This window comes from Chryseobacterium pyrolae (genome assembly GCF_025153485.1).
In the GTDB taxonomy this organism is placed as follows: Bacteria; Bacteroidota; Bacteroidia; order Flavobacteriales; family Weeksellaceae; genus Chryseobacterium; species Chryseobacterium antibioticum.
This window is the reverse complement of sequence record NZ_JANZQH010000007.1, coordinates 200510-224019: the sequence shown is the minus strand read 5'-3', so window position 1 is coordinate 224019 and position 23510 is coordinate 200510. Positions and strand designations below refer to the sequence as shown.

The following is a 23510-nucleotide window of genomic DNA, read 5'->3' as shown; positions in this document are numbered from 1 at the left end:
TAAACAAAAGGCATTAAATCTTCAACTGAACTGAAACTAAGCTTTTTTGCAAATCTTTCGCTTGTCAGCTTTATTTTAGTTCATCAAAAAGTTTCTGATAATCACCTCTCCATCAGGAGTTAAAATACTTTCGGGATGAAACTGTACACCGTGCACATCATAGGTTTTATGCTGTAATGCCATGATCATTCCGTCCTTATCTACGGCAGTAATTTCCAGTTCTTCAGGGAAACCTTCCGGATTAACGGCCCAGCTGTGGTATCTTCCTACTTCCATTCCTGATGCAAGATTTTTGAAAATTTTCGTATTTTCTTTAACTAATTCAGCGGAAGTGGCTACGCCATGGAAAATTTCTGAAAGATTAATCAGGTTTCCTCCGAAAGCTTCTGCAATAGCCTGTTGTCCCAGACACACTCCTAAAATACTTTTGGTAGGAGCATATTCTCTGATCAGATCCAACAGAATTCCTGCTTCCTCCGGGATTCCGGGACCTGGTGAAAGGATAATTTTATCATATTTCCCGATCTCTTCCAAAGTGATCTTATCATTTCTTACCACATCTACTTTTTGATCCAGAATTCTTTCAATAATTTGAACCAGATTATACGTAAAACTGTCGTAGTTGTCAAAAACCAGAACTTTAAGTTGTTCTTGGGTTGCTGGTTGATTTATATTATTGCTCATTTTTTGTTTTTTTAATTGTTGGGGAGTTGATTGTTGCTGGTTGTCGATTGATAGTTATTGTTAACTTATCACTTTTAGCTCATCACTATTTTGCCGGCTTTGTCTACTGCTTTTTTCAGTGCATTCAATTTATTATTCACTTCCTGCAATTCATTTTCAGGGACTGATTTTGCCACCAATCCGGCTCCGGCCTGGTAATAAAGGGTATTGTTTCTGCTTAAAAAAGTACGGATCATAATTGCCTGGTTGCAGGTACCATTTAATCCGATCATCCCAATACATCCGCCGTAATAGCCACGGGAATCTTTTTCATATTGATCGATAAGCTGAAGAGCTCTGTGTTTGGGAGCACCACTTAAAGTTCCCTGTGGAAATGTGGCAGAAACCATGTCAAGAGGATTGATGTTTTCCGGAAGATCAGCTGTCACTTCACTTACCATATGAATAACGTGGGAGAAAAGCTGGATCTCCTTAAGCTTGGTAACCGTTACATTTTTGCCGAGTTTTCCAAGATCATTTCTTGCCAGGTCTACCAGCATGGTATGTTCTGCATTTTCTTTCGGATCATTTTTTAAAGCTTCAATAGACTCCAGATCAGTTTCTAAATGCCCCGTTCTCTTGAAAGTTCCTGCAATAGGGTGGATGATTGCCTTATTGTCTTTGATGATCAGCTGGCTTTCGGGACTTGATCCGAATAATTTATAATTTCCATAATCAAAAAAGAAAAGATAAGGTGAGGGGTTGATATTCCTAAGTGTGCGGTAGACATTAAATTCATCACCTTTGAACTTCTGTTCAAACCTTCTGCTCAGTACCAATTGGAAAACATCACCTCTCATACAGTGTTTCTGGGCTGTTTTTACCAGTTCGATATATTCTTCATCCGTAAGGTTAGAAGTTTCGTCACCGGTTTTCTCAAAAGGGTAGACCGGGGTGTTTTGATTTCTGATCAGATTCTCAAGCAGATATAGTTCAGATTTTAAACCAGGGATTTGATTTTCAATAATATGCATCTCATCATTGTAATGGTTGATGGCAATAACGTACTGGTATAATCTGTAACGGAGAATTGGGATTTCCACTTCCGGGCTTTGCGGTTTCAAATGGATGTTTTCAAAGAACTGTACCGCCTCAAAACTTGTATATCCAAAAAGACTTTGAGCCGTCTGTTCAATAGGATCGTGAGTGGTTTCACATTCGAAAACACTTTGAAATTCATCAAAAATATCAGCGATATTGCGATCTCCGATCATTTGTTTCACAGGATCTGAACCTGGAAGCTTAATTTCAAACTCATTAAGGTTCTTTACTTCAATTCCTGCAACTGCATTCACGGCAATAAATGAAAAGTTGTTGTCAATATTTTTAGAATCTGAACTTTCCAAAAGAATCGTATCCCGGAATCTGTCTCTGATCTGAAGATAGATATTCATCGGAGTGTAAAGATCTCCCAATGTTTTTTTAGAATCTGTCTTTATTTTTATTTTTTGAATGGACATCTGACTTGTATTTTTTGTTTTGGATTAAATAAAAAAAGGCTTTAACGGAATCCGTCAAAGCCTATATATTGTGTATTTTAATTATTCTGCTGTACTTAGCAACATGACAATACCTCCAGACCCGACGAAGAGTTTGAAAGCCACCACCAAATATTGTTGCTCATATTAAACATGGGACAAATGTAGAAATTTTTTTTATACCAAAACAAGAAAAAAGCAAAAAATTAAAAAACTTAAAATGAAAATTCTTTATTTAAGCTTCCTCAGCTCTGCTTTTAATTCTTCAATTTTTATTTTGTATTCTTCACTGTCATAGGTTTTTACATAATCTTCCAGCGCGGCAATATACTCTTCAATAAATTCTTTATTCGTTCTGTCCGCTTCATACTTGATCTTTGCGGATTGTATCGGGGCTATTTTTTCATATTTAAGCGCATTGTTTCCTTCCTCGGATTGATAGTAAAGAATGACTATGTTTTTCTCATATCCCGGAATATATTTTACAGGAAAATGGCTTCCCATTCTAGGAATTCTGATGGCATTTTCAATAGGGTAGATCGTTGCGCTTGTCGTAGAAAAGAATGTTGAGGTATATTTACCATCCTGTTTCCTGACAATGGCTTCATAATCATGGATATACATGTCGTTCAGCGTGGAATTGGTTTCTACATCAGAGGTGATGATCGCTGTACTTTCTACACCATATTTGTTTAAATACCAGGCATTCAGATATTGTCCGGCAAAACCGTTCAGAATAGCTAAAGGAAGTATTGGACCCAGAAACCAGGCCTTTTTTGTAACATATGAAAGTAGTCCAAAAAATACAAAAAGTATAATCACAGTATAAAAACCGTGATGGCTGGTGAAAAACAGAATTTTGGAGATAAAAATCATAGCTTAAATTTAAAATTATTAGAGCATATAATCATTATCTAATCATTAATTTTCTGGAAAAATATGGATAACATGAACATTTGTCATGAGTTTAAAAGCTTATTTTTTATATTTTTGTCTAAATTTTATAGAAAAAATAATGAGAAAAGTATTAGCAATTGCATTTATTGGAGGTTTATTAGTCGTAAACTGTTCTAAGAAACCAGATCATACATTACAGGACAGCAACACAATGCTTGAAGAGCCTGAAACTACTACTACTGTAGTAGACTCAACAGCGAAGAAAGCTGCTCCGGCTGCTGCAACAACTCCTGCACCAGCTACTCCTGAAGCGGCTAAAACAGATTCTACTGCAGCAAAAAAATAATGAAGAAACTCCTTTTGGCAGGAGCTATAGGATTTTTGATCCTTTCCTGTTCTAAAAAAGAAAATACGGAGGTACCCAGTATGCCTTCCGAAACATCAGCTGTTTCGGAGCCGGTAAAAGCTAATCTTTCAGGTGATCAGATCATTGAAACCTTAGACTGTTCAGGATGCCATGCCGTAAATGAGAGAATGATAGGACCTTCTTACAAAGAGATCGCAGAAAAATATTCTGATAAGGATATTGAAATGCTGGCATCGAAGATTATAGAAGGCGGAAGCGGAGTTTGGGGAGGTGTTCCGATGGCTCCTCATCCACAGGTATCTAAAGAAGATGCTAAGAAAATGGTAGAATATATTTTGAGTCAGAAAAAATAAATATGACTACTGAAAAATCCAGTCTGCACACAAGAAATCTGCATCGCAATCCCTACGATTTTGATCAGCTTATTTCTTGTGTGCCAGAACTGAAACACTATGTCTTCGTTAATGCTTACCAAACGGCTACCATCAATTTTAGCCTTCCTAAAGCAGTAAAACTTCTTAATCAGGCATTACTTTTACATTTTTATCAAGTTAAAAATTGGGATATTCCCGAGACTAATTTATGCCCTCCGATTCCAGGACGGGCAGATTACGTTCACTATATTGCGGATCTTTTAGCAGATCATCAGACTAAAATTCCTATAGGAGCTTCCATATCAGGTTTGGATATCGGAACAGGGGCGAATCTTGTGTATCCTTTACTGGCCAACAGATCTTACGGTTGGAGAATGTTAGGAACAGATATCAACCAGGGCTCTTTGGAAAATGCACAGCGTATTTTAGATCACAATCCGGATTTATTACCTGTTATTCAATTAAAACACCAGCCTGATGCCAATCATATTTTCAAAAATATCATTGAGAATGGAGACCGTTTTACATTTTCTATGTGTAATCCTCCATTTCATGATTCTGAAGAATCTGCTTTGAAAGGAAACCTGAGAAAGACAAAAAACATCAATAAATCAAAATCTAAACAACCTCTCCTTAATTTTGGCGGACAACAGTCTGAATTGTGGTGCGAAGGTGGCGAACTTGCTTTTATTACCAAAATGATTCAGGAAAGCACCCAATATTCCTCACAAGTCCTTTGGTTTACCTGTTTAGTGTCTAAAAAAGACAACCTGTATAAGTTGACTAACCTATTAAAGAAGGTCAAAGCATTAGATTTCAAAACAATCGATATGGCTCAGGGGCAAAAAGTAAGTAGAATGCTGGCCTGGACCTTTATTCCTCAGAAGAGTAGGAAAGACTGGTTGTAAAATGGTAATGGTGAATTTTGCTGCGCAAGTTAATGGTCAATGTTAGTTCGTAACAATGAATTCATTGCTGAACAAATTCACAATTGACGATTCACTTTTAACCTGTTAATAAATTGACTGCAGAGCAGATTCTCAATTGACAATTCACGTTTAATCCAGTAGTAATATCCGCTGACAGATTCACTGCGAAGCAAATTCAAAATTCATAATTGACAAATCACTAAAAATGCCTAAATTTGTACGCTTTTAGAAAAATAAGAAATGCAATTATCAGAACAAGAAATCATTAGAAGAGAAAAGCTTAATAAGCTTACTGAAATGGGAATAAATGCGTTCCCTGCGGAAGAGTATACGATTACAGATACTACAGAATCTATAAAACAGGATTTTTCTGAGAATAAACAGGTGAAGATCGCTGGTAGATTGATGTCCCGCAGAATTCAGGGAAAGGCTTCTTTTGCTGAATTGCAGGACTCTAAGGGTAAGATCCAGGTTTATTTCAACAGAGACGAGATCTGCCCGGGTGATGATAAAGAACTGTACAATGAGGTGTATAAGCACCTTTTGGACATCGGAGATATCATCGGTATCGAAGGAACTTTATTCACTACTCAGGTAGGGGAGATGACGATTTTAGTGAAGAACTTTACGCTTCTTACTAAAGCTTTACGTCCGCTTCCTCAGGCTAAAACTGATGAAAATGGAGTCGTACACGACGGATTTACAGATCCTGAACTAAGATACAGACAGCGTTATGTAGATTTAACGGTTAACCCGCAAGTGAAAGAGATCTTTGTAAAAAGAACAAAAATGTTCAATGCGATGAGAACTTTCTTCAATGATGCCGGATATTTTGAGGTAGAAACCCCTATTCTGCAGTCGATTCCGGGAGGAGCGGCAGCAAAACCGTTTATCACACACCATAATGCTTTAGATATTCCATTATATTTAAGAATTGCTAACGAATTATATCTGAAAAGACTGATCGTTGGAGGTTTTGACGGGGTATATGAGTTCTCTAAAAACTTTAGAAATGAAGGGATGGACAGAACGCATAATCCTGAATTTACAGCTATGGAGATCTATGTAGCCTACAAAGATTACAACTGGATGATGGATTTCACGGAAAAACTTCTGGAATTCTGTGCCAATCAGGTAAATGGAAGTGCAGAATCTACTTTCGGAGAACATACGATCAATTGGAAAGCGCCTTATCCAAGAGTTTCCATGACGGAAGCTATCCAAAAATATACAGGTTTCGATATCACTGGGAAAACTGAACAGGAACTGTTTGATTTTGCTAAATCTATCGGAATTGACGTAAATGAAACGATGGGGAAAGGAAAATTAATTGATGAGATTTTCGGTGAAAAGTGTGAAGGAAACTTCATCCAACCGACATTCATCACAGATTACCCGATTGAAATGTCACCATTGACAAAGAAACACAGAAGCAAAGAGGGCTTGACAGAGCGTTTCGAATTAATGGTTTGTGGAAAGGAAATTGCCAACGCATATTCCGAGTTAAATGACCCTATTGATCAGAGAGAACGTTTTGAATCCCAAATGGCTTTATCAGAAAGAGGGGATGACGAAGCAATGTTCATCGACCAGGATTTCTTAAGAGCTTTGGAATACGGTATGCCTCCAACTTCCGGATTAGGAATCGGAATGGACAGACTGATCATGTTCCTGACGAACAATGCATCGATCCAGGAAGTGTTATTCTTCCCTCAGATGAGACCGGAAAAAACGGTTCCTCAGATTGAATTGGGTGAAGATGAAAAAGTAATTCTTGAAATTTTAAAATCAGGAGAACAGCTTGCCTTAAATGATGTGAAACAACAAAGTCAACTTTCCGGAAAAAAATGGGATAAAGCATCTAAAACTTTAACTAAAAATAATTTGGTGAAAGTGGAGAAGATTGATGAGGTTCTTTTGATGAAATTAGCGTAAGCTTAAAATATAAAATAAAAATAAAAAGGTACAGAGTAATTCTGTACCTTTTTATTTTTTCCATTTCCGCAGCTGAGCCCTGAAATTCTTAAACGGCGCAACCGTATTGATATGTATCCATTTCCAGACCGGCCATTTTGCAGGTGTGGTAGCCCATTTTCTCTTTTCGGGAATAAATAATGTTTCATGATCAAGGCTTTCAATCCATTCTATAATTTCATCAACCTGATTCTTCAGCATTTCTCTTTGCTGATGAAGGTTGTAAGTTCCATACTTATGATAAAAGGATTCGTAAAGTCCTCCTAAATTATTCCACTTATATCCCGGTGCCGGAGTCTGTACTTCTATTCCTTTTTTCTCATTTGCTTCCCATTGTAAAAGAAGGCTTGTCCAACCTAGTTGATAAGATAGATTCTGTGAGGGACTTTTATCGATTCCGGGTTTCAAAAGATCTTTTTCTTCTTCAGAGATATCATCCAACTCCCTGTCGTAAAGCATGTAATTCTTTTTTACGGCTTCAATCAGTTCGGTTTTATCTTTATACTGTACCATAGATTTACTTTCTCTGCTTACTGAATGAAGCCATCAGATAAAATAAAAACGGAAGAATAAATAAAGAACCCAGCATCAGTGCCCAACCCAGAGCGGCAATGGTTTTTGGCGGAGCCATGTGTTCCAGTAGTGAAAGATGCTGCCCGTTTCCAAGCAGGATGATATCGGGATTATGCTGATAGGTAGCCGCAATCAGAATCATCACCATCTGAAAGCCTGCTAACGCTCTTACAGGAAGCAGTTTTCGATGATGCAGGGCACGAAGGATCAGTCCTAATGCTACCGTAGCAAAGGAAATCGCCATGACTCCTAATGGTTTTGAAAATACCCACATCACCAGAGGAATATCGGAAATATAAGCTGTTAAAAATACCAGCATCCCAGTGATTACTACAAAAACCATAGTTTGTCTGGATTTTTTGATCATCAATGTAAGATCAGCTTTATCACGGGTTTCTCTTAACGAAAAGATAGAGGCGAGGTAAGCACATAATGATACGGTAAATAAACCTACCGAAACACCGAACCAATTCAGCCAGCTGAAGATATATAAATCTAAAAATCCGACCGCATCAGGGTTAATGGAATGGGATACAGTAGCTGCCGCGATCAACCCTAAGAAAAATGGGGTTAACAGACTTGCATAATAGAAAATCTGGGTATATAAAACCTGCCAGTTGTCTTTCACGGCATCATAGTGTCTGAAGGTAAAAGCCGTTCCTCTTGCAATAATTCCCAAAAGCATCAGAACCAGGGGAATATGAAGATAGGTAGACATGGTCGTGTAAATCTCAGGAAATCCTACAAAAAGGATCACAATCGCAATGATCAGCCACATATGATTAGCTTCCCATACAGGTGCAATAGATTCATACATAATCTCCTGGGTTTTGTGACGGGCTTTTTTATGGGTGAACAGCTCAACAATTCCGGCTCCGAAATCAGCACCGCCCAAAATGATATAGAGGCAGATAGAAAGCCATAGAAAACCTATAACAACGTAGATCATGATTTTTTGTTTTTATCGTTAAACTGAGCATCTGTAGGGTCGTAAAGTTTCGGTACCATCTGGATCTGTCTTCTCAGAAGGAAGATAATAATCAATGATAATGACACGAAAATAGCAGTAAAAAAGTAGAAAGAATACTGTATTCCGGGCATTGGCGTTACAGCATCAATTGTTTTCATAACTCCATAAATGATCCATGGTTGTCTTCCCACCTCAGTCACCGTCCATCCTGCTTCCAGAGCAATATATCCGAAAGGAGTCGCGATCAGAAAAGTTTTTAAAAGCCAGTTCTTGTTCAGCCATTCCTTTTTGAAAAAGAAAGAATATAGATAAATGCTTCCAATGCAGATCATCACCACACCAAAGAAGATCATGATCTGGAAAGCATAATGAACAACCGCTACCGGAGGCCATTCGTCTTTTGGAAAATCATTTAATCCCTTTACTTCATGATTGAAATCGTTGCTTACCAAAAAGCTTAAAACTTTCGGAATTTTAATGGCATATTTTACTTCTCCTTTCTCCTGATCAGGAATTCCTCCAATAATGAAAGGCGCTCCTTTCTCTGTTTCAAAGTGAGCTTCCATCGCAGCAAGTTTAATAGGTTGTCTCTCCGCAACAGATTTTGCTGCAACATCACCACTCAAAGGAGCTCCGAATGCCCCGATTAATGCAAATCCGGCTGCAATTCTGAACGCTTTGGTATGGAATTCCACATTTTTCTTCTTCATAATTAAAAAGGCATGAACCCCTGCAACGGCAAATCCTGTCGCACAGAATGCTGCCACCGTCATATGAAGAGCCTGTGGAAACCAGGCATCGTTGAACATCGCCTTGATAGGATCTATATTTACATACTGTCCGTTGATATAGTCGAAACCTGTCGGTGAATTCATCCAGGCATTAGCAGCCACCACAAGGATACCCGAAGCCAGTCCGCTTAACCCTACCAGAAATCCGCAGAACCAATGGAACCATTTGTTGAATTTTTCCCAGCCATATAAAAAGAACCCGATGGCAATAGCTTCAATAAAAAATGCAGTTCCCTCCAAAGAAAACGGCATTCCGAAGATAGGTCCAGCGTGTTTCATGAATCCCGGCCAGAGAAGCCCAAGTTCGAAGGAGAGCATCGTTCCCGAAACGGCACCGGTAGCAAAAAGGATCGCTACGCCCTTGCTCCATGCTTTGGTTAAGCCTTTATATACTTCGTTATTGGTCTTTAGATATTTCCAGTGGGCGAAGGCCATCAGAAAAGGCATTACCATTCCCACACAGGCAAAAATGATATGAAAGCCTAGCGACAAGGCCATCTGCGCGCGGGCTGCAATAAAATCATCCATACTATCAACTTTTGAGTAAATAAATTTAAGCATAAAATACGGAAGTATCATATGATTTAATACAGTTGCTGTTTGGGAAATAGGTAATAACTTTAAAAGTTTTTGGATGGAATGACCTTCTTATTTTCTCTTAAAAACTATGTACTTTTTTGACATATTTTAACTTTCATAAGTCGAAAAAAATCACGATATTTGTAGGTCTTTGCATTAGGCAAATTTTATTAATTTTATATGAGTCAAAAACAATATACAGCTAGCAGTATCCAGGCCTTAGAAGGTATGGAACACGTTCGACTAAGACCATCAATGTACATTGGAGATGTAGGAGTAAGAGGTCTTCATCATTTGGTTTATGAAGTAGTAGATAACTCTATCGATGAGGCTTTGGCAGGGTATTGCGATACCATCTTGGTAACCATCCACGAAGGAGAGAGTATCTCTGTAAAAGATAATGGTAGAGGGATTCCTGTAGATTTTCACGAAAAGGAACAAAAATCTGCTTTAGAGGTTGTCATGACTAAAATTGGAGCAGGAGGAAAATTTGATAAAGATTCCTACAAAGTATCCGGAGGTCTTCACGGAGTGGGGGTGTCGTGTGTGAACGCACTTTCTACTTTATTGGTGGCAACAGTAAGCCTTAACGGTAAATTATATCAACAAAAATATTCAGAAGGGAAGGCACTTGCAGATGTTGCTGAAATAGGAACTACCGATGAAAGAGGAACAGAGGTCTTCTTCCAGCCGGATGCTACGATCTTTCAGGAAACGGTCTACAATTACGATACCCTTGCAACCAGATTACGTGAACTGGCTTTCCTTAATAAAGGAATTACCATAACGCTTATTGATGAGAGAACTCCTAATGAAGACGGATCATTTCCAAGTGAAATTTTCCATTCTGAAGGTGGTCTGAGAGAGTTTGTAGAATATATTGACGGAAGCAGAGAATCTATCATGGAGAATGTGATCTTTATGGAAGCAGAAAGAGATGATATTCCTGTAGAGGTTGCCATGCGTTATAATACATCATTCAGCGAGAATTTACACTCTTACGTCAACAATATCAACACGCATGAAGGAGGAACTCACCTTGCAGGTTTCAGACGTGCTTTGACAAGAACACTGAAAAAATATGCTGATGATTTAGGGATTCCACAAAAAGAAAAAGTAGAAATTACCGGTGATGATTTTCGTGAAGGATTAACGGCTGTGATTTCTGTAAAAGTTATGGAGCCTCAGTTTGAAGGACAGACCAAAACAAAACTAGGGAACTCTGAAGTTTCTGGTGCTGTAGATAAAATTGTTGGGGAAATGCTTTCCAACTTCCTGGAAGAAAACCCTAATGAAGCGAAAATTATTGTTCAAAAAGTAGTTTTAGCCGCAAAAGCAAGACAGGCAGCGAAGAAAGCCCGTGAGATGGTGCAGAGAAAATCGCCAATGGGTGGTTCTGGACTTCCAGGGAAATTATCTGACTGTTCATCCAAAGACCCGGCAGAATCTGAACTCTTCCTGGTAGAGGGAGATTCCGCAGGTGGAACAGCTAAGCAAGGTAGAGACAGACACTTCCAGGCTATTTTACCGTTAAGAGGTAAGATTCTGAATGTTGAAAAGTCAATGCTTCATAAAGTTTATGACAACGAGGAAATTAAAAATATCTATACCGCTCTTGGAGTTTCTGTAGGAACTGAAGAAGACAGCAAGGCTTTGAATATGGCTAAACTGAGATATCATAAAGTAGTAATCATGACCGATGCCGATATTGACGGATCTCACATTTCTACCCTGATTCTTACGTTCTTCTTTAGATTTATGAAAGAACTTATTGAGAACGGATATATCTACATTGCTCAGCCGCCATTATATCTATTGAAGAAGGGGAACAAGAAGATATATGCCTATAATGAGAAAGAGCGTGAAGAATTTACTTTAGAGATGGCTCCGGATGGAAAAGGAGTAGAGGTTCAGCGTTATAAAGGTCTTGGGGAAATGAATCCTGAACAGCTTTGGGAAACAACTCTTAACCCTCAACACAGAATATTAAAGCAAGTAACGATTGATAATGCAGTAGAGGCAGACAGTATATTCTCAATGTTAATGGGAGATGAGGTGCCACCAAGAAGAGAATTTATAGAGAAAAATGCAAAATATGCTAAGATCGATGCATAATTGTTATTGAAAATATATTAAAAAAAGCTTCTATGTATTAGAAGCTTTTTCTATATTTGGTGCAAACCAATAAAAAATAATACTATGTTAACTCTTTTACAAACAGACCCTTATGAAGGGGTTGATGCAATGTCGGGTGCGGCAGCGGCAGGGCTTGGAATGGGCTCTATGATTTTCGGATTGCTGATTTATTTATTTTATGGATACTGTATGTATAAAATATTTCAAAAAGCGGGAAGAGAAGATGCGTGGGCGGCCTTCATTCCGGTCTACAATATCATTGTGCTGCTGGATATTGTTAAAAAACCAATTTGGTGGATCATCTTATTCCTGATCCCTTTCGTAAACCTATATGCTTCATGGGTAGTTAATGACAGATTAGCAAAAGCTTTTGGTAAAGAAACTCCGGTTTATACCATTCTTTTGTTTTTCTTTGGATTTATTTTCGTTCCTGTCCTGGCTTTTAGTAATGATAAGTATGACAGCAACAGAATTCCAAATGATTAATAATTTTAAATACAAGATATTGAAAGACTCCAGAAATGGAGTCTTTTTTTATACCATACTCTGTAATTGAAAAATTTAACATGATAGCGTCAGAAAAATAATTTTATAGAAAAATTACAAAACATCCTCATTTAGAGATGTAATTTATTAAAATGGTAACATAAAAAGACTTTATTAATGAAGGTTTTTCTGTGGTATTATTATTTATATTAAAATAAAAAATTAACATTTATTAAGATTTTATTATTTTTGCTCAATTTTAATAACCATGATGAAAATATTAATTTTGGGAGCTCTCTCAACAGCTTCTCTATATTTCGCACAAAACTATCCGGTTTCTGCTATCCCTGAAAACTTAAAGAAAAATGCAAGTGTCGTTATTCGGAAAGAAACTACGGCTATTGAGATTAATAAAATTGATGAAATTGTTTATAAAAAATCATCGGTAATTACTATTCTCAATAAAGATGCTTTCGGTTATTCTATTCCTAGGATAGCTTATGGAAAAGGGAACCATGTTTCTGCTGTAAAAGTGGTTATCTATGATGAAAAAGGAGCAAAGGTAAAATCGTATTCTAAAAGCGATTTTACTGACATTGCTGCCAATCCACAAGGTACATTTTATTCGGATAACAGGATGCTTGTACTTCCGTATGATTATTCCAGTTTTCCATATACTGTAGAATTCAGTTATGAGATGGATGATGAAAATACGGTTTTCATTCCGGATTATACGCCATTTTATGAATACAATGTTTCTTTGCAGGAAAGCAGCTTCAGCATTATAAACAAATCTGGAATCAATCTCCGGACAAAAACTTACGAATCTCCTTTCGGTTATGCTGTGGTTAATACCAAAACTGAAGATGGTAACAGATTGTATTCTTTTCAGAATGTAGCAGCTATTGATACCAAAGATCTTGCTCCAAGTCCACAGAAAATATTACCGAAGGTGAGTTTTTCCCTGGATCAGTTTAATCTTGTTGGGAAAAAGGGAAGTATCACTTCGTGGCAGGATTTCGGGAAATGGTATTATGACAATCTATTGAATCCTGTTTCGGTTTCCACTCCTCAGATCAAGGCAGAAGTTGCTTCTTTAAATTTATCAGGAACTACAGAAGAAAAGGTGAAAAAAATCTATCAATATATGCAGGGTAAAACAAGATATATTTTTGTAGCCCTGGGAATTGGTGGATGGCAGCCTATGCTTCCTGATGAGGTACAGAAAAAGGGATATGGAGATTGTAAGGGTCTTACCAATTACATGAGAACACTTTTGACTGAAGCAGGTATTAAATCCAATTATGCGATTATTAATTCTAATTCTTCACCCATAAGTTTTGATAAAGATTTCCCTAAAATGGCTGGGAATCATGTAATTCTTGTCGTTCCTACGGAAAAAGGCAATATTTGGCTGGAAAATACCTCTCAGGAGATTGCGTTCAACCATTTGAGTTTCAGTACAACAGACCGAAATGTATTGGCTGTAAAACCTGATGGGATAGAAATTATGCAGACGCCAAGTTATTCTCCAGAGGAAAACAAAGGGGTACAGGATATTAATATTCAGATAAACACAGATAAAACAGTTTCGGGAAAGGCTAAATTTTCTTATAAAGGCAACCAGTATGATTTCAATCTTATTTATCTCATGCTGCCGGAAAAAGATAAGGTAGAGTATATGAAGAAGAGATTTTCCACCCTTGGTATTGAAAATTTAGATATCAAAAGTATTACAAATAATAAGGAAAAGGCAATCATTGACCTTGATATAGACTTTAAAGCTTCCAACTATTCCAAAATGCTTGGTGACGGATATATTTTCCGTGCAGTCCCTATTTATAATGATGTATTTTATCAGGAGGAGGAAAACAGAGTATTACCTTTTGAAAGTAAGCTATCCTATCAGGATGAGTCCAATATTGCTTATCAGCTGCCTGCGAATTATTTTATTGAAGAAATCCCCAAAGATGTGAGCCTGAGTTCTGAATTCGGAAGCTATAGCATTTCTTTTATAAAACAGGATGACAAGTTGCTGGTAAAGAGGAATGTGAAAATCAACAAGGGGCTATACTCTAAAGAAAAATATAATGAATATGTAAGTTTTAGGAAAAAAATCCTCAATTCTGATAATTCGAAAATTTTAATATCTAAAAAATCTTAACAAACAAAGTGATAAAAAACATTATGATAATCAATACTAAATTCAATATAGCCGTATGCTGTTTCGCATTTAATCTATTTTTTGCGCAGCATAAATTTCTGGTTCAACCTGCTTTTGATGAAGCTGACCTAAGAAAAGCAAACTCACTGATAGAAAAGAATGCCCCTGCAGAAATTCTTTATAATAGTGTACGTTATAACATTGCAACCAACTCCGTTGGATCTGATTTCCTTGTTGTAAAAGAGTACTATTCTAAAATAAAAATATACGATAAGAAAAATGCCGAAGAATGGCTGAATATACAAATTCCCATCCAGTCTGGTACTATACTGGATAAATACGAAGTGAAGGTATATAATCTGGTCAATAATAAAGTAGAGACAATTTCAATTGATAAAAAAGAGCAGCTCAAGGAAAACTACACAAAAGGATTAAGATTTTTTAAACTGGCCATTCCTAATGTGTCAGACGGAGCTGTGATAGAATATAGATATAAGATTTCATCATCAAATATCTTTAGTACCAATTACTTTCTGGAGTATAACATTCCTGTAGTGTACCAGGAATATAATTTAGAGTACCCTCATGATAATATAGATTATACTTTTGATCAAACAGGAACGATTATAAAACCTGATCATCAGTATATCCGTTCAGAGCCACGTCTTGGTGTTTCATACGACATATTAAGATTTGGTTATGAAAATACAAAATCTACCCAAAAAGAAGAATTTATAAAAGATCCAAACAGGAACAGAGGAAAAGTCAGACCTGAGTTAAAAAGCTATTCATCCAGAAATTTCAGATGGTATACTGCGTTTAAAAGCTGGAATAGTGTTGCTGATGTACTTCATAATTCTGATGATTTCGGAGGCTATTTAAAAAGTAATGTAAAAGATATTCTGCCTGAAGACATTAAGAATTACTATGACCATACGGAAAGGGCAAACAAAATTTTCAAATTTGTTAAGGAAAATTATAAATGGAACCGGAACGATGGCGTAATGACAAGCCAAGGATTGAGTAAGCTTTTGAAAACAAAATCAGGGAACAGCGCAGATATCAACCTTCTGCTGGTCATGCTGTTTAGAAATGCCGGGCTAGAAGCTAATCCTATACTGATTTCTACAACAGACAATGGGGTACTGAATATTATTTCACCAGGTTTGAATGATGTGAACTTTGTACTGGCCTCAGTTAAAATTAATGACCAGACTCATTTTTATGATGCAACATCTTACGCTTCTAAGGCAAATCTTTTACCAGAGCGAGATTGGAATGATTTCGGAGTTTTGATAGAAAAAGATAAAGGTGCCGATTTTTCTTTCTCCAATACAAATGTCAGTAAAAAAGAACAGGTGATCAAAGCATCCATAGATGTTGAAAATTCTCAGGTTAAAGGAACGTTTATTCAGAAAGACAATGGAATGTTTGCCATTGAAGATTATGATGAATTTGATATTAATAAGGATAAATATAATGAGTCCTTTAAGTCAAAATATGGGACGGATATTAAAGATGTAGAATCTAAACTGAATGCAGATGGTGATTTTGAGACCCAGATGAAGTTTTCAGGGAATAATTTAATGGATGTGGTTGGAAGTAAAATTGTAATTAATCCGGTTCTGTTTCTTGGTGTCGGAAATGATTCATTTAACCAAACCGATGAAAGAAGATACCAGATAGATTTTCTATCTGCTTTTGAAAAAGAGAAAAGAATAGAATTGGAAATACCTGCAGATTATAAAGTGGCTAGTCTTCCAAAAGATAAAAAGATACAGACAGATGATAAAGAAATAGCCTATTCCTATAAAGTAGAAACTGTAGGAAATAAACTTATCATTACCTCTAAAATAAATATTGCAAGCCAAAACTATCCAAAAGAGTATTATGCTTTCTTTAAACAGGCCTGGAAGGTAATTTCAGATGCTGAAAACCAGGTGATTAGTTTGGTTAAAAAATAACGATACGCTAATATTTATTTAAAATTTTAATAAATGATGAAAATATTAATTTTGGGAGCTCTCTCAACAGCTTCTCTATATTTCGCCCAAAACTATCCGGTTTCTGCCATCCCTGAAAACTTAAAGAAAAATGCTGATGTTGTGGTCAGAAAGGATTTTACAACCATTCATATTAATAAAATTGATGAAATCAGGTATCAGTATAGTACCGTAACTACTGTTTTAAATAAAGATGGTGATTCTAAAGCCCACATTTATATCCCCTATCAAAAAGGAGACAATATCTCTGACGTGAAAGTCACTATTTATGATGCATCCGGGAAGAAAGTAAAAAGCTTTTCAAAATCTGATTTCGGAGACTTTGCCAATAATACCCAAGGTGTATTTTATTCAGACAGCAGGATTTTAGCATTGTCCTATACTTCAGCTTATTATCCTTATACAATTGATTTTTCTTACCAGAAAACTGATGAAAATACTATTTTCATTCCTGATTTTGCGCCTTTTTCTTCTCCAAATACATCCCTGGAAGAAGCTCAGTTTAAAATAATCAATACATCGGGGATCGATCTCAGAACCAAAACCTATCCATCGAAATACAACTATACTTCGGTTTCCACGGCTGACAATGGTACTGAAAAGACCTTTTCCTACAAAAATGTTCCGGCTATTGAGGATGTCCAGATGCTGCCTCAGCCCGAAAAAATATTACCAAAAGTAAGTTTTGCTTTGGCCAAATTTAATCTGGAAGGTAAACAGGGAACATTGAACAATTGGACAGATTTTGGAACCTGGTACTATACCAATCTTGTAGAGCCTGTTTCTGCATCTACCCCTGCTATTAAGGCTGAGGTGGCTGCTCTCAGATTAGAGGGTTCAACAGAGGATAAAGTAAAAAAGCTTTATCAGTATATGCAGTCAAAAACCAGATATATATTTGTAGGATTGGGAATAGGAGGGTGGCTTCCTATGTTTCCTGATGAAGTTCAAAAGAAAGGATATGGAGACTGTAAAGGGCTTACTAATTATATGAAAACCTTGTTGAACGAGGCGGGTATTCCATCGCACTACTGTGTGATCAATTCCAGTTCATCTCAGGTTTCCTTTGATCCGGACTTTCCATCAATGGGTGGAAATCACGCGATTCTTATGGTGCCCACTGAAAAAGGGAATATCTGGCTGGAAAATACGTCCCAGCAAATTGCCTTTAATCATTTGGGTTACAGTACTACAGACCGAAATGTTCTTGCCATAACCAAAAAAGGAATTGAGCTGATTAATACACCAACATATACGGCTGAACAAAACAGAGAAAAGCAGATCTTAAAAATTAATCTTGCAGAGGACAACAGCATTAACGGAGAAATTCAGTTTGCCTACACCGGAAGCCAGTATGATAATAATTTACCGTATACCTATTTATCGCCAAAAGAAAGAATTGAGGCCATGAAGAAGCGATTTGATGTTCTGAATTTTGAAAAAGTTGAAATGAAAGACTTTGTCAATGATAAAGATAATGCAGTGGTAAAATTCAATATGGATTTTAAAGCAAACAATTATTCCAAAGCTACAGGGGAGAATTTGATCTTTAGAGCAGTCCCTATTTTTACCAATAATTACTACAAATCGGATGAGAACAGAGAACTTCCTTTTGAGATAGGACAGTCTTTTGAAGATGAATATGAAATTGATTTCGTTATTCCCAAGAACTATAAAATTGAAGAAGTTCCTCAAAATGTTACCGTTAGCTCTGAATTTGGAACCTACAAACTTACTGTTCTGAAAAATGGAGAATCACTGAAAGTTACCCGATTCATCAAAATAAACAAAGGAATATTTCCAAAAGAAAAATACAACGACTATGTCAGCTTCCGAAAAAAGACCTTAAATGGTGATAATTCTAAAATCTTATTGACTAAAATTTAAAATAACCATGAAAAAAATATTGTTAACAGCTTTCTGCTCTGGAGTTTTGACTGTTGTGAACGGTCAGAAACATGAATTTCTGAATCCTCCGAAATTCGACAATGCAGATCTGGCTAAGACAAAATCAGCCCTGGATGAAAATGCACCTGCAGAAATTTTATACAAATCAGTACACTTTGGTGTTGATACCTCTTCAGGAGATCTCCGAAAAGAGGTTTTTTACCGGATAAAGATTTATGATAAAGATAAAGCCGAAGACTGGTTGAATCTTGAAATTCCACTTCATAAAAACTCAGCAGGGGATGAAGAGGTTTTACATAAGATGAAAGCCTTTGTATATAATCTTGAAAATGGAGCAGCAGCAACCACAAAGGTGGATAAGAGCTCAAAGTATAAAAGCAAAGAAAGTAAATATACAGCCATTACGAAATTTGCATTCCCCAATGTAAAGAATGGCTCCGTGATAGAATATCAGTATGAGGTTTTATCCCCGTTTTTATATGCTGTACCACAGATTATCATAGAGTCCGATGCCCCTTCTCTGTATACGGAATATATTCTGGATGCGCCTACCTATATAGCTTACAATGTAAATTATACAGGATCATTGTCTCCAAAACACCGTATGATAGAGGAAAAAACAATGTACGGAATGCCCTTTAAAACCTATAGATTCGGATATGAGAATCTGAAAGGATTTAAAACGGAAAAATTTGTCAAAAATGATAGGAATTACCGTACAAAAATAAGTGCGGAACTTCATTCTTCCAATTTTGGACAGCTGAAAATGCATTCCTCTTCCTGGGAGGAAATCAAAGAAAAACTGTATAAAGATGAAGACTTTGGTGACGAGCTGAAAAAAACAAAGCTGGCTAAAGAACATATGCCGGTAGCTATTTCAAGCCTGAGCTCAGAAGCTGAAAAAGCAGATGCTATCTTTAATTATGTGAAAAATACATTCACGTGGAACAAAGACCGTGGTATTTATACAGAAAATGGAATCAAAAAACTCCTAGAAACGAAGACCGGAAATGCAGCAGAAATCAACCTTTTTCTGATCATGATGCTTAGAGAGGCTGGATTGAAAGCAGATCCGCTTGTCATTTCCACCGTAGATAATGGTTTGATCAATTTAGTTTCTCCCAGTATAGTCGGAATGAATTTTGTTGTTGCAGCGGTTAAAATAAAAGATGGATTCAACCTCTATGATGCCACCTCAAAACAGTCTTCCATTAATAATCTTCCCCCAAGAGACTGGAATCAATATGGTGTTCTCATTGCTAAAGATAAAGCACAGCTGATGGAGATGGGAAATACCACAACAAGTTTCAATTATCTTACCACGGAAGCAAAGATCAACGAAGACGGCAGTATTTCCGGAACATATTCTGATAAAGATACCGGTTCCTATGCCATGTTTGTTAAAGAGAGTTACGATGAAAATGCTGAAAAGTATAAGAAACAGTATAAAGAAAATTATTCAATAGACTTTACAGGAATTGATTCTAAAATTCTGGAAAACGGAGATTTTGAAAGTACCATGAAATTTTCTTCAGACAATCTTATCGATAAAATAGGAAAGAAAATGATCATCAATCCCATGCTGTTTTTAAACAAAAATTCCAACGAATTTGATCAGACCGATGAAAGAAAGTATCCTATTGACTTTATTTCTTCATTTACTAAAGTGAAAAAAGTAATTTTGGAAATACCGGAAGGTTATGTGATAGAGACCATGCCTAAAAGTAAAAAGATCGTTACAGAAGATAAAGAAATTGAATACAGTTATGTAGCCGAACAGAAAGGCAACAAGCTGGAAGTGATTTCTACCACAAAAATTGCCAGCCCGGATTATCCCAAAGAATATTATCCGGCATTCAAACAGATTTGGGGAACCGCTTCAAAAAGTGAAAATCAGGTCATAAGTCTGGTGAAAAAATCATAAAAATCCTTTAGATTTTCAGATTGCGAAATAATTTTATAAAACCATTCAAAAATGAATGGTTTTTGCATTAATAACAAAAAATGGAATTATGAAAAATACAATTGCCGTTCTGGCAGTGTCTTCTTTTCTTGCCTTTTCAGCATGTAAAAAAGGGGAAAATACCACCGGACCTTCCGATAAAACAGAAGCAGCGCAGCCTGAAAAACTTGTGCTGGATTCTGTCAAAATAAATGACTCTTTAAAGATAGCTGACTCTCTGACTGTACGTTTCACCTCCAAACTGCTTGTTTTTCCTACTTTGAAAGACAAAAAACTATTGGACAGCATTTATTTTAATCATCAGGGAATTAAGGATTTTTCTAAAAAAGGCCTGGAAGTGTATCTCGACAATGATAAAAATAGTTATTTCAATTCCGTAAAAAGCGACAGCAAAGACTGGATTTCAGACATTTCTTATGCACAGAGCTGGTATACAAGTTCCCATATGAATTTGATCTCTAATGATAATGGCTATATGCATATCGAGTATGTGCAGAGTGCTTATGAAGGAGGTGCCCATGACAATTACGGATTTTCAGAAAGAGTTTTTGACCTTAAAAACAATAAGAAACTGGAGCTTAAGGACATTACTTCCATGCCAAAAGCCAAGCTTGAATCTATTTTGATGAAGAATATCAATAAGGAAAAGAGTGGAACAACAGACAGTGAAGGGGATGTCAATAATTCTGAAATGCTTCTGGTAGAAGTGATTCCGGCTACTAATAATTTTTATTTTGACCAGAAAAACCTGTATTTCCATTACAGCCCTTACGAGATCGCGGCTTTTGCTGCCGGAGACATTGTTATTCCTGTTTCCTGGGAAGAATTGAAAGGAACATTGAATACAGAATTTAAAGAAAGAATGAAAATAAAGTAAATTAATGCTTCCACATCAGGAAGCATTTTCTATTTTTGCGGTAATGGAAAAAGCAGCTTTTATCATTAATCCTTTTTCGGCTAAAAAAAATTACCAGCCGTTTCTTGACGAACTCAAAAAAAAGGTTGACAATCCTTTGTATTATATCTCCGAATCCATTCCGGGGACCGATGATTTCATCATGGCAAATTTTGACAAGGTAGATATCTTTGTGGCGATTGGTGGGGATGGAACCATTTCCACGGTGGCGAGAAACCTTATTAATACAGATAAGATTCTGGCTATATTTCCTGCCGGATCAGGGAACGGTTTTTCCAATGAGACTAAATTTAATAAGAATTTAGACGAACTTTTAGAAAAAATTAAAGCCAAAGTCTTTAGGAAGATTGATACATTTACTGTGAATGACAGATTGTCGATCAACGTTTCAGGGACCGGATTTGACGGAAAAGTGGTCAAAGAATTCGAAAAAACCAGCCGTGGATTCAAAAATTATATCAAAGTATCTTTAAAAACATTCTTTAATTATAAACCGATTAAAGTTCAGTTTTTAGATGAAGCATATAAGCAGTACAATGGGAGATACCTGATGCTGAATATTGCTAACACCCGCCAATTTGGAAATAACGCCTACATTGCTCCCAATGCAAGTAAAAGTGACGGATTGGTGGATATGGTTCTGGTTAAAAAATTTCCGCTGACCTATTCAGCGCTTTTTGCTTTCAGGATGTTTACCAAAAGATTAAAGGATGACGAATATGTAACCTATCTTCCTGTTTCAGAGATTTCATTCAAAGTAACCACCAAAAACTGGCATCTCGATGGGGAGTTTAATAAAATAGAATCGCCGGTTCATGTAAAGGTTTTACCTGCCAGTCTGAATATTTTAGTGTAAGGTTAAGGTTAAGGTTAAGGTTAAGGTTAAGGTTAAGGTTAAGGTGACAATCAATAAGGTTTCAATTGTCATTGCGGGAAGCTCAGATTCGAAGCAATCTCAAAACTTAAATCATTCCTCCAAAAAAATTAAACCTCCAGTTTCTTTTCGATCTCAGTCGGATGATCCAGACAATATTGTAACTGGGTCTTATCCAGTTGATTTTCCCAATTGGCTACAACTACTGTCGCTACGGAATTTCCAATCACATTGGTCAAAGCTCTGCATTCACTCATGAATTTATCAATCCCAAGGATCAGAGTCATTCCTGCAATTGGGATTTCAGGGACTACAGCTAGCGTTGCTGCCAGTGTTACAAATCCTGCTCCTGTTACGCCTGCAGCACCTTTTGAACTTAACATCGCAACCAAAAGCAACATGAGTTGTTTATCCAGAGGAAGATGAATATTCAAGGCCTGAGCTATAAATAAAGAGGCGAGTGTCATATAAATATTGGTTCCGTCGAGGTTAAAAGAATACCCGGTAGGAACTACAAGCCCTACGATTGCTCTTGAGCAACCTGCTTTTTCAAGCTTTTCCATAATTCCCGGAAGCGCCGATTCTGAAGAACTTGTTCCTAAAACCAATAAAAGTTCCTCTTTCAGATAAAACATCAGTTTGAAAATACTGAATCCGTTGTACCAGGCTACGGCACCCAAAACCAGTACGACAAACAGGATAGAAGTGATATAGAATGTTCCTACTAAAAATATCAGGTTCAGCACCGAATGAAGACCATATTTTCCAATTGTAAATGCCATGGCACCAAAAGCTCCGATTGGGGCCAGTTTCATCAGCATATGAACAATTTTGAAAATAGGAGTAGACAGATCCTGTAGAAAATCGGTTACTTTCTGACTTTTTTCTTTCGTTAAAACCAAAGCAACACCCATCAGAATAGCCACCAGAAGAACCTGAAGTATATTTTCACCCACGAGCGGGCTGAATAGGGTTTCAGGAATAATATTCATCATAAACCCTGTCAGGGTAGTGTCGTGAGCTTTTTGCTGGTATTGTGAAACATCGCCGGATAGAGTAGCAGGGTCAATATTTAAGCCGTGTCCAGGTTGCAGAAGATTTCCTACGATCAATCCGATGATCAGGGCCAAAGTGGAAAATGTAAAGAAATAGATCATTGCTTTTATCGCGATACGTCCGACTTTTTTGAGGTCAGTCATATGAGCGATTCCCAAGGTAAGGGTAATGAAAATCACCGGAGCGATAATCATTTTCACCAGTTTGATGAATCCATCACCCAGAGGTTTCATTTTTTCACCCAGTTCAGGATAAAACCTTCCCAAAAGGATACCGGCTGTTATGGCAATAATAACTTGAAAATAAAGCTGCTGATAGAATTTTTTAGCCTTCAAAGGATTCTTTTTTA

General features: G+C 36.8%; 19 protein-coding genes. 12 read left to right on the top strand and 7 right to left on the bottom strand.

Going from position 1 to position 23510, the window contains the following annotated elements:
• Nucleotides 1–75 precede the first annotated feature (75 nt).
• The 3 genes from NZD88_RS15610 to NZD88_RS15600 all read right to left on the bottom strand — a co-directional run bounded on the left by NZD88_RS15610 (nucleotide 76) and on the right by NZD88_RS15600 (nucleotide 3077).
• Nucleotides 76–684 carry an anthranilate synthase component II gene (locus NZD88_RS15610; RefSeq protein WP_259830348.1) on the bottom strand — a complete coding sequence of 203 codons (609 nt, stop codon included), beginning with the start codon at nucleotides 682–684 and terminating at the stop codon, nucleotides 76–78.
• 74 nt (nucleotides 685–758) lie between these two features.
• Complete coding sequence (locus tag NZD88_RS15605; protein WP_259830347.1) at nucleotides 759–2183, bottom strand: anthranilate synthase component I family protein; 1425 nt, start codon at nucleotides 2181–2183, stop codon at nucleotides 759–761.
• 249 nt (nucleotides 2184–2432) lie between these two features.
• Nucleotides 2433–3077, bottom strand: a complete 645-nt coding sequence (locus NZD88_RS15600; protein WP_259830346.1) for a hypothetical protein — start codon at nucleotides 3075–3077, stop codon at nucleotides 2433–2435.
• Between the two features lie 139 nt (nucleotides 3078–3216).
• On the opposite strand from NZD88_RS15600, the gene NZD88_RS15595 reads away from it, so the two are divergent.
• The 4 genes from NZD88_RS15595 to lysS all read left to right on the top strand — a co-directional run bounded on the left by NZD88_RS15595 (nucleotide 3217) and on the right by lysS (nucleotide 6703).
• Entirely contained in the window at nucleotides 3217–3444 is a 228-nt protein-coding gene (locus tag NZD88_RS15595; RefSeq protein ID WP_259830345.1) for a hypothetical protein, read from the top strand.
• Nucleotides 3444–3818, top strand: a complete 375-nt coding sequence (locus NZD88_RS15590; protein ID WP_259830344.1) for a c-type cytochrome — start codon at nucleotides 3444–3446, stop codon at nucleotides 3816–3818. The genes NZD88_RS15595 and NZD88_RS15590 overlap by 1 nt, the downstream gene beginning before the upstream one ends.
• Before the next feature lie 2 nt (nucleotides 3819–3820).
• Nucleotides 3821–4747, top strand: a complete 927-nt coding sequence (gene rlmF / locus NZD88_RS15585) for a 23S rRNA (adenine(1618)-N(6))-methyltransferase RlmF (protein ID WP_259830343.1) — start codon at nucleotides 3821–3823, stop codon at nucleotides 4745–4747.
• 261 nt (nucleotides 4748–5008) lie between these two features.
• Complete coding sequence (gene lysS, locus NZD88_RS15580; RefSeq protein ID WP_072922970.1) at nucleotides 5009–6703, top strand: lysine--tRNA ligase; 1695 nt, start codon at nucleotides 5009–5011, stop codon at nucleotides 6701–6703.
• A gap of 51 nt (nucleotides 6704–6754) precedes the next feature.
• On the opposite strand, the gene NZD88_RS15575 is transcribed toward lysS, so the two are convergent.
• From NZD88_RS15575 to NZD88_RS15565, 3 genes are read right to left on the bottom strand one after another with little or no spacing between them, the layout of a single operon-like run.
• Nucleotides 6755–7255 carry a ClbS/DfsB family four-helix bundle protein gene (locus tag NZD88_RS15575; protein ID WP_259830341.1) on the bottom strand — a complete coding sequence of 167 codons (501 nt, stop codon included), beginning with the start codon at nucleotides 7253–7255 and terminating at the stop codon, nucleotides 6755–6757.
• Between the two features lie 4 nt (nucleotides 7256–7259).
• Complete coding sequence (locus NZD88_RS15570; RefSeq protein ID WP_259830340.1) at nucleotides 7260–8264, bottom strand: cytochrome d ubiquinol oxidase subunit II; 1005 nt, start codon at nucleotides 8262–8264, stop codon at nucleotides 7260–7262.
• Nucleotides 8261–9604, bottom strand: a complete 1344-nt coding sequence (locus NZD88_RS15565) for a cytochrome ubiquinol oxidase subunit I (RefSeq protein WP_259830338.1) — start codon at nucleotides 9602–9604, stop codon at nucleotides 8261–8263. The genes NZD88_RS15570 and NZD88_RS15565 overlap by 4 nt, the downstream gene beginning before the upstream one ends.
• A gap of 231 nt (nucleotides 9605–9835) precedes the next feature.
• On the opposite strand from NZD88_RS15565, the gene gyrB reads away from it, so the two are divergent.
• The 8 genes from gyrB (at nucleotide 9836) to NZD88_RS15525 (ending at nucleotide 22087) form a co-directional block, all read left to right on the top strand.
• Complete coding sequence (gene gyrB / locus NZD88_RS15560) at nucleotides 9836–11770, top strand: DNA topoisomerase (ATP-hydrolyzing) subunit B (RefSeq protein ID WP_259830336.1); 1935 nt, start codon at nucleotides 9836–9838, stop codon at nucleotides 11768–11770.
• Nucleotides 11771–11854: 84 nt separating this feature from the next.
• A complete protein-coding gene (locus NZD88_RS15555) occupies nucleotides 11855–12277 on the top strand; it encodes a DUF5684 domain-containing protein (protein WP_169235403.1) in 423 nt (140 codons plus the stop codon).
• 268 nt (nucleotides 12278–12545) lie between these two features.
• On the top strand, nucleotides 12546–14441 hold the full coding sequence (locus tag NZD88_RS15550) for a DUF3857 domain-containing protein (protein WP_259830334.1): 1896 nt from the start codon (nucleotides 12546–12548) through the stop codon (nucleotides 14439–14441).
• A gap of 23 nt (nucleotides 14442–14464) precedes the next feature.
• Nucleotides 14465–16405, top strand: coding sequence for a transglutaminase family protein (locus tag NZD88_RS15545; RefSeq protein WP_259830332.1), 1941 nt, complete (start codon nucleotides 14465–14467; stop codon nucleotides 16403–16405).
• A gap of 33 nt (nucleotides 16406–16438) precedes the next feature.
• On the top strand, nucleotides 16439–18331 hold the full coding sequence (locus NZD88_RS15540; protein ID WP_259830331.1) for a DUF3857 domain-containing protein: 1893 nt from the start codon (nucleotides 16439–16441) through the stop codon (nucleotides 18329–18331).
• A 7-nt stretch (nucleotides 18332–18338) separates the two neighbouring features.
• On the top strand, nucleotides 18339–20276 hold the full coding sequence (locus NZD88_RS15535; RefSeq protein WP_259830330.1) for a transglutaminase-like domain-containing protein: 1938 nt from the start codon (nucleotides 18339–18341) through the stop codon (nucleotides 20274–20276).
• Nucleotides 20277–20364: 88 nt separating this feature from the next.
• Nucleotides 20365–21192, top strand: a complete 828-nt coding sequence (locus NZD88_RS15530; RefSeq protein ID WP_259830329.1) for an RsiV family protein — start codon at nucleotides 20365–20367, stop codon at nucleotides 21190–21192.
• Nucleotides 21193–21235: 43 nt separating this feature from the next.
• The gene (locus tag NZD88_RS15525; RefSeq protein ID WP_259830430.1) at nucleotides 21236–22087 is read left to right on the top strand and encodes a diacylglycerol/lipid kinase family protein; all 852 of its coding nucleotides are present in this window, start codon (nucleotides 21236–21238) and stop codon (nucleotides 22085–22087) included.
• 128 nt (nucleotides 22088–22215) lie between these two features.
• Here NZD88_RS15525 and NZD88_RS15520 read toward each other — a convergent pair whose 3' ends face one another.
• Entirely contained in the window at nucleotides 22216–23496 is a 1281-nt protein-coding gene (locus NZD88_RS15520; RefSeq protein ID WP_259830328.1) for a dicarboxylate/amino acid:cation symporter, read from the bottom strand.
• Between the last annotated feature and the right edge of the window lie 14 nt (nucleotides 23497–23510).

What these genes read in the sequence shown, in the direction of transcription:
- NZD88_RS15550 (WP_259830334.1), top strand. Translation starts at nt 12,546, where the DNA reads ATGATGAAAATATTAATTTTGGGAGCTCTCTCAACAGCTTCTCTATAT.
- gyrB (WP_259830336.1), top strand. Translation starts at nt 9,836, where the DNA reads ATGAGTCAAAAACAATATACAGCTAGCAGTATCCAGGCCTTAGAAGGT.
- NZD88_RS15610 (WP_259830348.1), bottom strand. Translation starts at nt 684, where the DNA reads ATGAGCAATAATATAAATCAACCAGCAACCCAAGAACAACTTAAAGTT.
- lysS (WP_072922970.1), top strand. Translation starts at nt 5,009, where the DNA reads ATGCAATTATCAGAACAAGAAATCATTAGAAGAGAAAAGCTTAATAAG.
- NZD88_RS15570 (WP_259830340.1), bottom strand. Translation starts at nt 8,264, where the DNA reads ATGATCTACGTTGTTATAGGTTTTCTATGGCTTTCTATCTGCCTCTAT.
- NZD88_RS15535 (WP_259830330.1), top strand. Translation starts at nt 18,339, where the DNA reads ATGAAAAAAATATTGTTAACAGCTTTCTGCTCTGGAGTTTTGACTGTT.
- NZD88_RS15540 (WP_259830331.1), top strand. Translation starts at nt 16,439, where the DNA reads ATGATGAAAATATTAATTTTGGGAGCTCTCTCAACAGCTTCTCTATAT.
- NZD88_RS15590 (WP_259830344.1), top strand. Translation starts at nt 3,444, where the DNA reads ATGAAGAAACTCCTTTTGGCAGGAGCTATAGGATTTTTGATCCTTTCC.
- rlmF (WP_259830343.1), top strand. Translation starts at nt 3,821, where the DNA reads ATGACTACTGAAAAATCCAGTCTGCACACAAGAAATCTGCATCGCAAT.
- NZD88_RS15595 (WP_259830345.1), top strand. Translation starts at nt 3,217, where the DNA reads ATGAGAAAAGTATTAGCAATTGCATTTATTGGAGGTTTATTAGTCGTA.
- NZD88_RS15545 (WP_259830332.1), top strand. Translation starts at nt 14,465, where the DNA reads ATGATAATCAATACTAAATTCAATATAGCCGTATGCTGTTTCGCATTT.
- NZD88_RS15525 (WP_259830430.1), top strand. Translation starts at nt 21,236, where the DNA reads ATGGAAAAAGCAGCTTTTATCATTAATCCTTTTTCGGCTAAAAAAAAT.
- NZD88_RS15605 (WP_259830347.1), bottom strand. Translation starts at nt 2,183, where the DNA reads ATGTCCATTCAAAAAATAAAAATAAAGACAGATTCTAAAAAAACATTG.
- NZD88_RS15600 (WP_259830346.1), bottom strand. Translation starts at nt 3,077, where the DNA reads ATGATTTTTATCTCCAAAATTCTGTTTTTCACCAGCCATCACGGTTTT.
- NZD88_RS15575 (WP_259830341.1), bottom strand. Translation starts at nt 7,255, where the DNA reads ATGGTACAGTATAAAGATAAAACCGAACTGATTGAAGCCGTAAAAAAG.
- NZD88_RS15530 (WP_259830329.1), top strand. Translation starts at nt 20,365, where the DNA reads ATGAAAAATACAATTGCCGTTCTGGCAGTGTCTTCTTTTCTTGCCTTT.
- NZD88_RS15555 (WP_169235403.1), top strand. Translation starts at nt 11,855, where the DNA reads ATGTTAACTCTTTTACAAACAGACCCTTATGAAGGGGTTGATGCAATG.
- NZD88_RS15565 (WP_259830338.1), bottom strand. Translation starts at nt 9,604, where the DNA reads ATGGATGATTTTATTGCAGCCCGCGCGCAGATGGCCTTGTCGCTAGGC.